At 47.8% G+C, this 14,687-nt stretch carries 13 protein-coding genes; 3 read left to right on the top strand and 10 right to left on the bottom strand.

Annotation, left to right across the window (positions count from 1 at the left end; all coding sequences use genetic code 11):
• Nucleotide 1 precedes the first annotated feature (1 nt).
• The 9 genes from K7P01_RS18455 to K7P01_RS18415 all read right to left on the bottom strand — a co-directional run bounded on the left by K7P01_RS18455 (nt 2) and on the right by K7P01_RS18415 (nt 11,424).
• Nucleotides 2–3,052: a type I restriction endonuclease subunit R gene (locus K7P01_RS18455; protein ID WP_267295754.1), complete on the bottom strand. Its 3,051-nt coding sequence runs from the start codon at nt 3,050–3,052 to the stop codon at nt 2–4.
• On the bottom strand, nt 3,049–4,182 hold the full coding sequence (locus tag K7P01_RS18450) for a restriction endonuclease subunit S (RefSeq protein ID WP_267295752.1): 1,134 nt from the start codon (nt 4,180–4,182) through the stop codon (nt 3,049–3,051). The genes K7P01_RS18455 and K7P01_RS18450 overlap by 4 nt, the downstream gene beginning before the upstream one ends.
• The gene (locus tag K7P01_RS18445; protein ID WP_267295750.1) at nt 4,176–6,599 is read right to left on the bottom strand and encodes a type I restriction-modification system subunit M; all 2,424 of its coding nucleotides are present in this window, start codon (nt 6,597–6,599) and stop codon (nt 4,176–4,178) included. The genes K7P01_RS18450 and K7P01_RS18445 overlap by 7 nt, the downstream gene beginning before the upstream one ends.
• A 46-nt stretch (nt 6,600–6,645) precedes the next feature.
• A complete protein-coding gene (locus K7P01_RS18440; protein WP_267295748.1) occupies nt 6,646–7,602 on the bottom strand; it encodes a nucleotidyl transferase AbiEii/AbiGii toxin family protein in 957 nt (318 codons plus the stop codon).
• On the bottom strand, nt 7,599–8,327 hold the full coding sequence (locus K7P01_RS18435; RefSeq protein WP_267295746.1) for a type IV toxin-antitoxin system AbiEi family antitoxin domain-containing protein: 729 nt from the start codon (nt 8,325–8,327) through the stop codon (nt 7,599–7,601). The genes K7P01_RS18440 and K7P01_RS18435 overlap by 4 nt, the downstream gene beginning before the upstream one ends.
• A 324-nt stretch (nt 8,328–8,651) precedes the next feature.
• The gene (locus K7P01_RS18430) at nt 8,652–9,404 is read right to left on the bottom strand and encodes a P-loop NTPase family protein (protein WP_267295744.1); all 753 of its coding nucleotides are present in this window, start codon (nt 9,402–9,404) and stop codon (nt 8,652–8,654) included.
• Entirely contained in the window at nt 9,331–10,314 is a 984-nt protein-coding gene (locus K7P01_RS18425; RefSeq protein ID WP_267295742.1) for a hypothetical protein, read from the bottom strand. Before K7P01_RS18425 ends, K7P01_RS18430 begins: the two co-directional genes overlap by 74 nt.
• Entirely contained in the window at nt 10,311–10,643 is a 333-nt protein-coding gene (locus K7P01_RS18420) for a helix-turn-helix domain-containing protein (protein WP_267295740.1), read from the bottom strand. Before K7P01_RS18420 ends, K7P01_RS18425 begins: the two co-directional genes overlap by 4 nt.
• 298 nt (nt 10,644–10,941) lie before the next feature.
• On the bottom strand, nt 10,942–11,424 hold the full coding sequence (locus K7P01_RS18415; protein WP_267295738.1) for a helix-turn-helix domain-containing protein: 483 nt from the start codon (nt 11,422–11,424) through the stop codon (nt 10,942–10,944).
• A 336-nt stretch (nt 11,425–11,760) separates the two neighbouring features.
• On the opposite strand from K7P01_RS18415, the gene K7P01_RS18410 reads away from it, so the two are divergent.
• From K7P01_RS18410 to K7P01_RS18400, 3 genes are all read left to right on the top strand, one after another.
• Complete coding sequence (locus K7P01_RS18410; protein WP_267295736.1) at nt 11,761–12,192, top strand: hypothetical protein; 432 nt, start codon at nt 11,761–11,763, stop codon at nt 12,190–12,192.
• Nucleotides 12,152–13,096 carry a HEPN domain-containing protein gene (locus K7P01_RS18405; protein WP_267295734.1) on the top strand — a complete coding sequence of 315 codons (945 nt, stop codon included), beginning with the start codon at nt 12,152–12,154 and terminating at the stop codon, nt 13,094–13,096. Before K7P01_RS18410 ends, K7P01_RS18405 begins: the two co-directional genes overlap by 41 nt.
• Nucleotides 13,097–13,176: 80 nt before the next feature.
• The gene (locus K7P01_RS18400; RefSeq protein ID WP_267295732.1) at nt 13,177–13,410 is read left to right on the top strand and encodes a type I toxin-antitoxin system SymE family toxin; all 234 of its coding nucleotides are present in this window, start codon (nt 13,177–13,179) and stop codon (nt 13,408–13,410) included.
• 88 nt (nt 13,411–13,498) lie between these two features.
• Here the strand turns inward: K7P01_RS18400 and K7P01_RS18395 are convergent, their stop codons facing one another.
• Nucleotides 13,499–14,485, bottom strand: coding sequence for an AAA family ATPase (locus K7P01_RS18395; RefSeq protein WP_267295730.1), 987 nt, complete (start codon nt 14,483–14,485; stop codon nt 13,499–13,501).
• Between the last annotated feature and the right edge of the window lie 202 nt (nt 14,486–14,687).

Genomic DNA, 14,687 nt, shown 5'->3' with positions numbered 1-14,687 from the left:
TCTACTTTAAGTATTCCCCCTGCTCCTTAATCACGTCAAACACTTTTACGGTTTCGTCGAAGTCGTTTAGCTTTTTGTAGATCACTTCTTTGATCTTGTTTTCTTTGGCGCTGTCACCCTTCCAGCCCGACGGCGCATATTCCACGACGACGTCGTGGACCATCAGGGCCTTTTCAACATCCTGGTCAAAATAGTGGTATAACACTACTTTGGCCGGGCTATCAAGTTCCCTCGGCGTGTCGGAAGTTTTACCTTCTTGCACTTGCTTGGCAAGGGCGGCAATCTGCTTGAGGTATTCTTCGTAGTCGATCGCCTTGGCTTTTCTTTGCTTGATGATCTCCGAGAGCAGGAGACTCATTTTTTCGAAAAATACGGGATCTGTCAGATGTTCCTTTACAATTTTGGTGCGTACATTATTCTCAATTGTTTCTGCCATCGCCGCCGGGTCGGCAGTGATCGCTTCCGGAAGGGTCTCTTTGGCCTTTTCGAGCCCAAGCTTGGTGATGATTTCCAACAGCGACAGGCTCTCAAACTCGGAAATCTGTCTCGGTTCGTCTGCGTGCAGGTAGTTGTCTATGAGGTGACGCATGTCGGCCTCGTAATCCTTCATGTCGAGTTTTTCGCCGCTGGCATTTTTTATGGCTTCGCGTAGATCGATGTAGAATTTAAGCCGGTTGTCGATGTGCTGGATTTCGTGGGCGTTGTATCCTGCTGCTTCCATTTCGTCGGCCAGGTTGGCGTAAGCTCGGATGAAGGCGACGGTTTTCTTATACAATTCCTGTCGTAAGAACTCACGCTCTTTGAGGTCTTCCGGAAGCTCGGTATTGCCGCAGAAGTAATAGCGGTACGCGGCATCGTCTTTGGGATTAGCAACAGGCTCGCAAATTAACTCCAACTGCTCAAGCGCGGTGTCGAGCCGCTCACGGGCTTTTTCCAGCCGTGACTGCAGCAGGATGTCGCAATCTTCCTTCTTGAACTGGTCATAGGCGAGCTCGGAGGTGTACACCTGGATGGCTCCGGTGCCTTTATCGTTTACCAGGTTTTTAAACAAATCTTTGTAATCGACGATATAGCCAAGTTCTTTGTCGTCCGTATCCAGGCGATTGACGCGGCAAATGGCTTGAAACAGACCGTGGTCCTGCATGGACTTATCGATGTAGAGGTACGTGCAACTTGGCGCATCGAAACCGGTGAGTAGCCTTGAGACAACGATCAGCAATTTCATCTTTGCGGGGTGCTTGATGAACAAGTCCTTTGTTTCCTCTTCGTATTCTTCGGTGGCTCTTTTGCCGAGGATCTTTGTGTAGATGTTATAAACGGCCTGCTTTTCGGTTTCAGTGTTTTCACCAAGCTCCTCGTTTACGACATGCCGGGTGCTAGGATTGTAGCTGGTGATGATGCCACATTTGCTTTTTAAGTGCGTGAGCTGAAACAACTCATAATATTGACATGCTTCGTAAATGCTGCCGGCAACCAGGATGGCGGTGCCTCTGTCGTCGTTCAGGCGGGGCTTGACGCTAAAGTCGAGGATGATATCGTTCACGACCTTGCCCATCCTGCTTTTGGAACTGAGCACCTTCTGCATGGTGCCCCATTTCTTCTTTAGCTCGGCCCGTTGGAAGTCGTTTAGCCCCTTCGTCTTAGCATCAAACCAAAGGTCGATGTGGTCTTGTGAGCTTATTCTCTGGTCAATGTCGCGGGCTTCATAGACAAGATCAAGTACGACCTTGTCTTCCACAGCTTCGTTGAATTTGTAGGTGTGAATGTATTTGCCGAACACCTCCAGGCTTGTTTGTTTATCCTGCTTTAAAAGCGGCGTGCCAGTGAAGCCGATGAATACAGCGTTGGGCAAAATGGCTTTCATGACGTTGTGAAGCCTTCCGCTTTGTGTGCGGTGGCACTCATCGACAAACACAAACAGTTCTCCTTTTACATTTGGTCGATTGTTCTCTATCTCCTTAATGAACTCATCGAATTGCTTGTCTTTGCTTTTGCCAAACTTGTGAACGAGGCTGCAGATCAGTCGCGGGGAGGGCTGACTGAGCTTGTGCATCAGATCTTCACCACTTTTGGCGCGTTCCATCGTCTTCTCGCCGGTATTGGAAAACACCTTCTTGATCTGAGCGTCCAGTTCGGTGCGGTCTGTAATGATGGCAATACGGGCATCCGGGTTGTTGGCCAAAATCCATTTGGCCAACAGGACCATGGTGATGCTTTTTCCAGAGCCTTGTGTGTGCCAGATGATACCGCTTTCTTTCCGGAGTACGTGCTGCTGGGCGGCTTTGATACCGAAATATTGGTGGTAGCGCGGCAGCTTCTTTCGCCCGTCGTCGAACAGAACAAAGTCGTGTATGATTTCGAGAAAGCGCTCTTTGCTACAGATCTTTTTTAAATATTTGTCCAGCAGCTCGGGCTCGTATAGCTGTTCATCTTCACGCCACGTGAGATAGTATTTGGCGCTGGTCTCGATGGTGCCATAGCGCAAGCCTTCGCTGTCACTGCCGGCAAAACAGAACTGGATTGTGCTGAAGAAATCCTGGATAAACTCCGTCTGCTGGTTGGTCAGGTTCTGCCGAATGCCTTCGCCAATGTCTTTGCTGCTTTTTTTGAGCTCGATGACGGCGAGGGCAATGCCGTTTACATATAATACTACGTCCGGTCTTTTGTCATGGATACCTTTTATGGTGACCTCTTCGGCAATATAAAAGTCATTGTTAAGCGGATTCTTCCAATCGATCAGCCAAATCGCATCGGTCTGCTTGGCTGTCCCCATTTTTACAGATACACCGTAATGAAGCAAATCGTATACAGACATGTTGTTGAAATACAGGTCGCGTTGGTGATTGTTTGCTTCGTTGTGGAGTTTGTCGACCGCCTTTGAGATGTGCTCTTTGGAGTAGCCTTGTTTTTGGAGAAATAATGTTAATGGGATTTCTTCAATATTGCTATTGCCTGCGCGATCGTGCAGATTTCCCTCGAAGAGGAGCGCATAACCCAACTCTTGTTGGAATAGTTTAACTATACGGTTTTGGGTTATGCGCTCGCTGTTCATAGTAGTCTTATCTTGCCGGTAAGGAGGTTCTGCATCATGCCGGATTTGATTTCCTGGTATTTCTTCTGCTTCGATTCTAACAATGCTATTTCGGAATCGAAGTCTCCTAAGATAGCAGATATCTTTATTTGATCACCAATCGTAGGGGGTATTAGAACTTTGAAGTTCTGCAAGGTTGGTAGTCTTAGCGAATCCACTGTAGCTTTAACGGAGTTTTGCATCGCGTGTCGTCCAAAGTTTTCGCACATAAACCTGTAGATATATTTGACTGAATAACCCTCTCGAAAGTCACTGATCTTGTAAACTCTCTGATGAAAATCAAACCTACCATTAAAATAATGAAAAATATTTCCGATGCCGCCTTCGCCAGGGATTAGTATTGCCTCACCATCATAGCTGTATGTGTTAATCCTTTCAATGTTTTGAGAACGAACAAAAAAAGGATAATTACCACCATCAACTTTATCTTGGTTATTTTTTTTTCCAGTGTATATTTCTGAGATATCTCCTAATCTTCTCATCTCCCACCCTCCTTTAGGCGTAAGCAACTCTTGCATGGCGCCTTGTTTGATGTTGCGTTTTTTGGCGATGAGTTTTTCTAAACTGCTGATGAGGGCATCGGTGTCGGAGAGGGCGGTGGCTATGGCGGCTTGTTCTTGGAGGGTTGGTGGAATTGCACAAGGAATGTTGACCAAAGTTCCTTTCGATAGCTTGTATCGACTTGCGCCTTGGCGAGTCAAAAATTGTGAAATGTCTTTGTTTTTGAAATAATGGTAAAACCATTGGGTGATCGTAATACCTTCTCTTCCTTTTATTAAATGAGCGTGATTATTGACATTAAATTTACCTCGTGCTAATTGAGTCATCGGCATTTCCCTCCACTTTAGGAAGTGATCGCCATCTTCTCCAATTAGAGCATATTCACCCTCAACCCGATACTCATTAATGTAATCCTGAATTTTCGTTGGTCCATAATATGGATAAATACCCGGCATTTTTTTTCGTATATCCTCACTAATCGGAAATCTCAGAGTATTGAAAATATCAAAAGCCTCTCGTATCGTTAATACATTCCAGTCGACGGGTATTATACCTGCATCGGTAGCTTTATTTTTGTTTTGTATCACCATGCAAATCCCATTTTCTTAAGGTGAGTATTCACTTTTCTTTCCAGTGCAAGAACTTCCGCGTTTTGCTGTGGTAACGGCAATTCATAGCGCTCTGCGAGCTGTGTGATTCGTAGCGTAATAGTTTCACTTACCTGATCCATTTCCTCATTCATCCTCCTTTCAATCTCAGCCATCCATTTGTAATCTACAACCAGAATTTTCACATCATCTTCCGCGAGAGTTTTATAACGTTCAGTTACTCTATCGCTTAGCTGAAGAGCGGCCGTTTCTATTTCTTTTTTGACGGCAGTTTGCTCATCTGCTAGTCTCAGCCAACCTTCCAAAGCTTTTATTTCGTCAATGCTTTTTTTGTCATTCTTGATCTCCTTAAGGCGTTTAGATACGATTATTCTATTGACTTTATCCATCATAGAAAAGAATCCTTCTTCGCCAGAGTACTCGTCTGTAAGTTCCTCAATTTCGCTGGTTAGTGCCTCCCTTTTTGCTTCCATGGCGTCGATGGCCTTCTTGTCGGCCTTAAAGAAGCGATCAATTACCAGTGTCTTCGGCACTAAATCGCTATCCAATATCACTTCCTTCTTGCCTTTATTGATATTATATAGATCGGCCTTCCATCCATTTGCGGCGATGAGATAGCAGTCGTCTTGCATGGTGCTATTCCAGTAGGTCATCAAATGCTGGTAGACGTCGTATTTATCGACCAGACCTTCACTGGAATAGATTTTCAACAGGTCTTCGGATATTTCGTTGATGACCTGCCGAGGCTTAAAGCCCTTCTTTAGTTCCTTGAGCTGCTTCGTACTCCTCTTTCGCCAGGTGTTGAAGAGTTTATCGAGCTCTTTTATAAAATTCAAGAACTCGGGATGATTAAATATCGTGTTATTGATTTCTTCTTTAGTAACCTTTAGTTTACTGTACTTCTTGCGCTTGCTGGTAGAGAATAGATCCTTCCGCAAGGTAGGGTATACTTCCCAGTATTTAGCCAGAGCATCGATGTCGGCATTGGGAATGTCACCCAATAAATGTGCTTCGATGTCGTGAATATCCTCCGCTTCCTGGTTGTCGATGTAGCGCGGGATATTCAGGTTGTAATCATTCTTCGGGTCGGCGATTTCCGCGAGCGAAACCATGCGGCTGTACTTGGCTAGTTCCAGCTGCTTATTGAATACATCTACGATTTTGTGGATATCTTGTTCGCGAAGGCGGTTTTTGTTCCCGTCTTTCATGTATTCTTTACTTGCGTCTATGATGAAAATGCCTTTACGTTTTTCGACGTTTTCTTTGTCGATCACTATGATACAGGCGGGAATGCCCGTTCCGTAGAACAGGTTGGGTGGCAGGCCGATAATGCCTTTGATGTATCCCTTCGTGATGAGTTTCTTGCGTATTTCACCTTCGGCGCCGCCACGGAATAAAACGCCATGGGGAAGGATTATACCCCCCTTACCTTTTGACTTAAGCGACTTGATGATGTGCAGCAGAAAGGCATAATCACCATTCTTTTCTGGAGGGATGCCAAAGCCGGCAAAGCGATTGTACCTATCTACTACAGCCTTCGTTTTGTCATCTATCAGACCGTTGGTCCAACTGGCGAACGAGAACGGGGGATTCGCCACGGCATAGTCAAAGGTTTCGAGCATCTCGTCAGTGCCCGCTTTTTTAATGAACTTTGGATCCGCAATGGTATTGCCTTGGCGGATGCCGTGCAGGTTTTGTGCCTGGTTATGTAACACCATGTTCATGCTGGCCAACGCGACTGTGGCAATGTCCATTTCCTGGCCGTAGAGGGTTATCGCCTTCTCAGCCTCTTCGCCTGCCCTAATAAGCAGCGAGCCCGAACCACAGGTTGGATCGTAAATCGTTGTGCTGGCGGTGGAGTTGCTCTTGTTGATGCCGATGATCTTGGCCAAGATACGACTTACTTCCGCTGGTGTATAGAATTGCCCCTTGGACTTACCGGAGTCTGTGGCGAAGTGGCGCATCAGGAATTCATATGCATCGCCGAGGATGTCGTCATCGTCGGCCCTGTTCTTGGAGAAGTCAAGGTCGGGGTTTTCGAAGATGGCAATGAGCTTGGTGAGTTTATCTATCTTGTCTTTGCCGGTGCCGAGCTTTTCATCGTCGTTGAAGTTGGCGAAATCACTCATCTTGTTCGCATCGCGGATGGGCGCAAAGATTTTTTTGTTGATGAAGTCGCCGATTTCGGGTTTGCCCTTCAGCTTTACCATGTCCTGGAACGTGGAGCCTTTTGGTATGGTAATGGGCGCGAACGGAGTGTTGGCGTATTTATCGCTGACATACTTAATGAACAGCATCGCCAATACATAGTCCTTGTATTGACTGGCGTCCATTCCTCCTCTTAGCTGGTTACAACTTTCCCACAGGCTGCTGTAAAGTTCACTTTTCTTAATGGCCATTCTTAGGTCTATCTACTTTTATTTGTATTGATATTTTATTTTACTACTAACGACGATCATAGCGCTGGAGGAATTCCTTGATTTCACCAAGCATTCGTTCAACGTCGCCGGGCGCAGGAATTTCCGACCATGATAGTTCGGAAAGTTCACTGACATATTGGGGAGTCAGACCGCTCCAATAGGTTACATGATCTGCGAACAGCGGCGACTCGGCCATGGGCAGCTGGAGCCACGGACCGGCGAAGGTGCCATTTCCCTCGTCGTCGTCACGAACCATGTCAAGTAATGCAAAGCTTTCATCTACAAGTACCAGACCGCGTAAATCTTGCTGTTGCAAAATTTGGTACATGTCATAGAAATGTCGGAGTTTGCCCAAGACCTGAGCCTGGCTATCGTGAGAAAGCCGGACGACTGAAAGTAACTTTTCGAAGAAAGTCCGTTCGCGGGTGAGTACGTTGATGGTGAAGGGCTCCAGCCCGTATTGTTTCACCTGGTCGCTAAAGCCCGGAGAAAGAAACTTGCCGAGCATGGAGATAATCTCTTTCTTCTCGTGCGGCACGGGCTGCGTGAAGGCATTTATCTCTAACTGGATGTGATCTTTTACGGCGCCGAAGTCTTCGGCGCCAATCTTTTTATCATACTGATAGAAGGTCTTTCTATTCCTGCCTCGTTTCTGTTCTGACGGATGCGCAAAGTATGTAAGGCCGGCAGTGACGGAAGTTTCCACCTCTTTGATGAGTGCCTTTAATTTTGCATCGCTGATTCCTGGCTGTTTGAGTATGGCCAGGTCTATGTCTTCGGAAAACCGCTCGATGCAACCATGTGCTTTTGATAGCGCTGTACCACCTTTAAATACAACGTGGTCGGCATATTGCGATTCCGCCAGGTTTTTTAATACACGGGTAACCCAATAGTCTTTCTCGATGAAAATTTCTCTGAGCTTATAATGGGTGGCGGCGGCTTCTACGGCCTCTTTGAAATCAGGTGCGGTATGGAAGGTCATTTGATATTCCAGGAGCTTTTGTTTGGAAGTGCTTTTTCGGAAACTCCTAGCTCAAATGTAGAAAGCTTATTTAGATTTTTCTTCAGATCAGTAGTCGCTATACCATCAAAAAAACATTCCAGAAAAGCTCCCAGCAGGGCGCGTGTTCTTGGCCGGTAGTCCTTTACTAAGCGCGGAAGGCGTTTCTTTTCAGCATCGTTGAGTGCATTGATTTTTCGCCGTAAAACTTTCAACGATTCATCCGGTGACGAATCGGGGATTGAGCTAATATCTTGAAAAGCATCTAATAGTTGTAGCAAAGGAATATCCTGCTCACGAATGTCAGCGTTGCTTTTTACAAAGCGGATCTTATACCCATCGAGTTCTTTAGGCTCCTTGGGATTGGGCGTAGCGATAACCAACGTGTTTGATACTTGAGTGGTCAGCCCTAATTTATTGTATACCAGCAGCCCGGTTAGGTAGCCGATCCATTTATTATTCTTTCGAGTAAAGAGCTGGATGATCTCGTTTTCGCTCGGCCGGATTCTGCCATAGGCAGACTTTTTAGGTTTGTAGTATTTGCCTTTCTCCAGGCGCTCAATCACGCCTTCGCTTCTTAGCCGGCTCAAAGATTGGGCTACCGACCCGACTTCGGACGCACTTAGTTTTAACGTGTCGTAATCGAACACCGCTCCCGGATCGAGTTTGTCGATTCTATCTCTGACTAACTGTGCTATGGTAGACATGTTGCTATGACGTTTGTTAGAAACAGGTGCTGCCAGTAACCTCTGTGCTACTACACCTCCTCCTATTAACGATAAAGATAATGGCATAGTTTAAGATGGACAAGTTTTTAGGTCGGTTAACTTGACAACCGGCGTTAGAGGATTGAAAATCTTTAGAAAATGCGACTTTTTCCTTCTAACCTGGCCGTTTCGGCGGCTCCGGAGCTGTGTAACGCGTTGAAGACTGCGAAAATAGTCCTTCGTGGGCCAGTTGCCGGCCGGCACCCATGTGGCAGCGCCCTCCTGTCGGGAGAGCGCTGGATTCATGTGGATAGAAAGGTTTGCCTACTGTCGTTGATCTTTATGCAAGTCATCGAACGAGATGAGGTTGAACATTTCGCGCATGCGGCTTCGGACACGGGGGCCGTACATGGTCTCGATCTCGTCGGTGGAGAGGTTGGTAGTGATGTGGGTGAGCATGCCCTCGGAGACGAAGCGGTCATAGCGCGAGAGGATGATTTCGGCCATGACGTTGCATTGGTTGCCGAAGTGTTTCAGGGCTTGCTCGGACCCGAGGTCGTCGAAGCAGTAGGTTTTAGGACCTTTGCGGAGGTCGTACGACTGGCGGCTGTAGCGGTGGATGATATCGTAGCCTTCATGCTGGAAGTCGAAGGAGATGTCGCGGGTGGCCTTGAGGACGAAGCTGTAGTCGGGGCCTGGAACGCGGCGCATCAGGCTCATGAGGGTGGTTTTGCCGCAGCCGATGGGGCCAGTGAGGGCAATGCCTTTTTCGAGGTTGATGCCTAAGAGATCGGCCTGGAGGGTATCTTGGAGGAAGTATACCAGGAGGTGGCGGACTACCGGGTAGTCAGCCGGGCGTATGGTGAATTTGGGACCGAACTGTTTTTGGCCAAGGCGCTCGACTTGCTGGATGAGCCAGGTGAAGTCGTACCCGGCAATGTGAGGCGTGTCGCTTGTGGTGGTGGGTTTCGCATTCGGGGATGTGCCGGTAACCGGTGAGGGCTTAGAATGGCTTTGAGTAGCTTTTTGGGCCAGTGTTGAGAGGGCCGGGAATTGGTTGGGTGTTGTTGTTTGCATGGTTAAAGTTTTTAGCGTTTTTGATCCATTTGCGGGCTGCGGCCCGCCAGTCTTTGATGGGCGCTCGGCCGATTACCCAGCCGACGGCCTGGTAGTGGTCGAAGAATTTTTCGGCTTCGGCGGCAGTGGAGAGTTGCTCGGTGAAGTATTCCTGGGCTTCCTGGATCGCGCTCGGGGTCGAGGCGGTTTCGCGGCCGCCGCGCCCCCCAGCCCCGGCTGTTTGTTTTTGTCGATGATGATTACCGGTACCAGTTGCCTGCGGGTTCGCGTCCGCGACCCGATCGTTAACAAAATTTGAATTTTCATTGCTTGTGCCATACTCGTTTAAACCGTTTATACTGTTTGCATTATTTGTACTGTTTGTATTGTTTATATATAACGTCTCTCGGGCGTTATCGCCAGCATTACCGCGACCATTACCACCACCTTTGTCACCACCTTGATCGGTTATGATACCGTTATCGGTAGCGTTGCTGTGACCATAATCGCTGGCATTGCCGGCACCATTACCGCCACCCTTATCGCGAACACTATTGCTTTCGACGCCGTTGTTAGTGTCATTATCGCAACCATTGTCGTCAGCCTGGCCGTTACCATTATCGTCAGCTTTATCGCCACCAGTATCGAATCTGCGCATGTGGACACTGCTGCCCTTGGCAGGGTGGAATGATGGTTCGTAGCAGATGTATCCCCACTCGGAAAGTTCTTTAATGGTGCGAATGTAGAAGTTGACCGAGCCGATGCCGGCGTTACGCATGACCTCGGCTCGCTTGATCATGATCGGGGTGCGAAAGCGGGCTTGGTTCCACTCGAAGAAGAGGGCCATGTATAGGGCGTAGTGTTGCATTCTGAGCCGCTGGTCATCGCCAAAGTTGCCCATCCAGGTGTTGAGATGCAGGATGTAGTTCATGATCTCTTACGCGCTTTAGCAGGGCCGTTGTCGAGGAGAGTGGCGAGGTCGTCGGGTGGTTGGGTTTTGTTTTCTTCGAGCATCTTGGCGATGTCTTTATAGGCATAATAGAATACGCCGCCGATCTTGGTGAATGGTAGTTTGCCTTTTACGCGAAGCATCTGCAGTGTGTTGGGTGAGATCATCAGTATGCGACGGACTTCGCTGGACTTTAGCCATTCGCGCATGGGTGCGCCTTTGCGTTGTGAGAGAATGTCGGAAATATCCTGAAGCAGTCTTTCTTTGAAAGCTTCAAGATCCTCCACAGTAACGATGTTTGCTGTTGCCATAAATCTGTTTGTTGGTTTTGACAGAGGCAAATGAAGCAAACGAATCAACTAAATACCAAGCACCGTTTGATGCCATTTGAGTGGCGCTTTATCAAATAGATCTATATATACTCAAACTCGTTCAACGTGTAGTGACAGGGTAATGAATTTGAGACTATTAGTGAGTATTTGAAATATGATCTTTTTCTATTAACAGCTATCGATTATAGACATGATCTATATTTGAGGGAAATTTCAGAAATACCAGGCAAATCGGCCTTATCGGAAAATAAAAAAGCCACCTTTCGGTGGCGGATGATTATTTTGATTTCTCGTTGAGAAGCTTCTCGAGTAACGCAATCTTATCTCGCTCGGCTTTCAAAAGTTCTTCATATAGCCGTTTAGTCTCTGCAATCAACACGTCATTCTTTTCGACTAACTCGGTAATCTTATCTAATGAGTTTGTAGTATTGTCACCGCCAAACTGATAGTATGGACTTTGGCTATTTTGCGAATGGATGTTTGCTCCTTCGTAGTTATTCTGGATATTGTACACAGCTTTTTCTTCATCAAATTCTAAAATTGCTTCTGCCGGCAGGTTGAGTGCCTTGGCTAACTCCTCGATCTGAGCAGGCTCAATAACTTCTTTGCCCTCGAGGTACGAAATTCGTCGTTGGGTCCAATCGCCCCCAAGTCTATCAACGAATGCTTCTTGCTTAAGGCCTAACATTTCACGGAACCGTTTCAGGTTTTTGCCGTGATGGACGGTCTTGGATTTGTATGTTTCTTTCGAATCTGACATGATACAAATATATCATTTTCGCGTTCTTCTGAGCGGTTTTTCATAATGATTTTTTGGGAAATGTATAGCTATTGCTAAAGCAAACGTGGCATTACTAAAGCGCACGACAATCGTCTGAGATATACAGTACTTACCCCCTAATTTTCAATTTTGAACTAGGGCCATGTGCGCGCATACCCTTGCAAGTTGGTTGCTCAAGAATCTGATCCCTGACAGGCAGACGGGCCGTTGCCGGCGACTATCCACCGGCTGTCTACCGAAGGGCTAAAATGTGGTTAGTGAGCTAGTTAGAAACACAGATGTTAGAATTTATGTAAACAAATAACCCGCAAAAACATGCCATCAAGAGATGCAAAATCACCCGCTGTCGGCAAAGCCGCCGACAGGCAGACCCCGCTTTATCTAATCGAAGAGGTTCTTAAGACGAGCCGCCGGATGCAGCTGCTTAAAAAGGACCGACCGCGCTCGAGTCGATCCAAAGAGTATGCAGTATTTGTCGAGAACAATGAGGCGCTACAGAAACGCTTCAATAAATTTTTCGACGAAACTATCGACATTTTAAAAGTACCCCACGAGGGAATGGACTGGTTTATCATGACGCTGTGCGAGTATGGACAGAAAGTGAACGATGACTTAAGCAATAGCCGCCGGTTGGCCGCGCAGTTTTATCAAGCGTTTGAAGTTGTAAGAAAAGACTGGCCGACGTTGCGTACATCTAAATCTTCACGTGAGAAAAGTAAATCTGCTGGATATGGGGAGCGCTGCTAGACAATCGACGGTAACGGACATGCGCGAGTTTGCCGTGGTGCTGGAAAGGATCGTGGCCGCGTTGGCACCTGAGCGTGTGCTCTGCCTGGGCAGCCGGGCAAACAAGTTCGAGGGCTGGTCGATATTCAAAACCCGATATGAAGAGCAAGTACATGTGACGGTAGACTTGTTGGTGGTGCTGCGCAGCGACGACCGGCGGAAGCCGGACGAAGCAGTGGAACTGATTTCGGTGTTCAATAGCGCCACGCTGCACGTGAATGCACTGGTGCATAAGCTGGCCTTTGTTAGCCAGGCACTGGCCACTGGCGGGCTGTTCTTTTCTAACGTTCACAATGCCGGCATTCTGCTGTACGAACGCCCCGAGGCAAAGCAGATGTTTGTGCCGCCATGGAACGATGTGAATGTGGCGGAAACGCAGCTGCGCCTGGTAGCCCAATGGGAAGCGTGGTTTGGGATGGCACAGCGGGCGATCAGCGAGGCGAAGCATAGCATTGCCAGGGGTGAGTATGTGTTTGGCGTAGGGCTGCTGCAGCACGCTGCAGAATACACGTGCGTGGCGATGCTGCGAATGGTGACCGGGTATAACCCGCCAACGCGAAACCTGCGGAAGCTGCTTGACCTGGTGGGCAATGTGTCGGCGAAAGCGACGATGGTGTTCCCCGGCAGCACACGGGAGGAAGATGCGCTGTTTGATGTGCTGATGAATGCCCAGGCCCGAGCTCGATACAAGGAGGGCTACACGGTGTCGGCGGAGACGGCCGGCATCCTGGTTGCCCGGGTGGAGAATCTTCAAGTCGTAGCGCGTGACGTTTACGCGGCACGGATGGCGGAGGTGTCGGCCGAGCATGGCGACGCCGGTGGCGATACGTGCGGGGTAGCATTTGCACCTGGTGCGAGTAGATAGGTTTTGTAATACGGCCTTGGTTGTCCCGGGCAATTTAACCCCGGCGGCCAGAGCCATTTGAACTACTATAAAAGATAAACATGAAAGGACTTACGAATACACCCGACTTTAGGCCGCGGGAGATTACGATATGTAGTAAGCACGAGAGCAGGGCGCCGTCCTACTCGGTTGTTGTGCCTGAGCTCCGGCTTCGTGGACAGTGGATGAAACAGACGGTGTTCGGCATCGGCAAACGCGTGGTGATCGACTACGTTGACGAAAAACTGATTATAACGCTGGCGAAGGAACAACCGCCATGGGTCAAAAGGGAATGATTGGGTAAGGTTGGGCATCACCTGGGCGGCAGTGGAGGCCGCCCAGGGTGTTACAGATTGTGGGATTGTTTTCTAGGGCCATAATCCTCTAAATGGCCACGCCACCGTAGTAGCCCGCCAGATATTGCTTCGCAAAATCTGCATCGTTCGGAATGCCCTTCAGATCAGCTAACGAGTATAAACGTGAAGACTCATTGCTACCTTTCTCTGTGAAATAAAACTGATCCCTCCGCATAATGGTGGGAGACAGCATGTTTGTATCGCGACTTGTAAAAACGAGCTGCGTTCTGTCTTTGTTGACTTCCGGATTGTTCAGTAGGTTGACAATTTTTAAGAGCAGTGAACCGTGGAGATGGTTATCGATTAAAATCAGCCCCGTCACGGGCATCGTGAATGCCGGGAAGACGACCCCCACAGGACCAAGTATATTCTGTGTGCCGTAAGAGTCTATGGTGAAGTATCTCCGAACACGGGCGCAAACGCCTTCTTTGTCGAAAGAGCTGGCATAGGTTAGGAAAAGATTGTGCTGGGAGGACATCTCGGGAATTGGCTCTTTGTTACCTAGCTTATCCTTGTTCACTACACCGTTGTGGCGCGTGAATAGTTCAACCATGTTCTTTTCCTTTTGACCGAAAAGCCATTCATCAACTATTATCTCTCTGTTAGTCGTACTACCATGCTGAGCTGTGGATTGGTCGTTCCTTCGAACTGTAAAGCCGTAGCGATATTTCTTGTCTTCGATCACAGCAACAATCTGGAAAAATGATTCCTGTTTATAGGGCGCTTCCTGGTAAAGAAATGGATCACACAATACTCCAAGGCGGGACTCGGTGCTGGCTTCGTTTCTTATGGCACGGATGAAATAATCAAGTGCCCGAATGATATTACTTTTCCCGCTGCTGTTGCATCCGTAGATGCCCAACGTCTTCAGCAACTTCAGATCGCCCATTGAAACGATGTTATTGGCATCGACGTAGTTCAAATCTTCCGGGCTTTCGAGGTTCGTGGCAATAAAGCTCAGCGTTTGTAAGTCCTTGATGGAACGGAAATTCTGTACACTAAACTCGACAATCATCTTCTGAACTTATAGTCGTGTTGCTATCGCCGGCAAAGTTTATGAAATATTGCCTATCAGACGGTGTACGCTATGGCATATTTTATACCAGCGCTATCTTAAAATGATTGTATAATTATAAGGTAAACTATTCTCGAAAAAGATCATAAAAGGTGGTCGTATTCGGCGGCGGTCAAAATAAAAAGGGATCGCCGTAGCGACC

Origin of the sequence: Parachryseolinea silvisoli (genome assembly GCF_021190955.1) — a bacterium.
Classification (GTDB): domain Bacteria; phylum Bacteroidota; class Bacteroidia; order Cytophagales; family Cyclobacteriaceae; genus Ohtaekwangia; species Ohtaekwangia silvisoli.
Note: the sequence above shows the minus strand (reverse complement) of the source record. Positions and strands in the feature narration are given on the sequence as shown.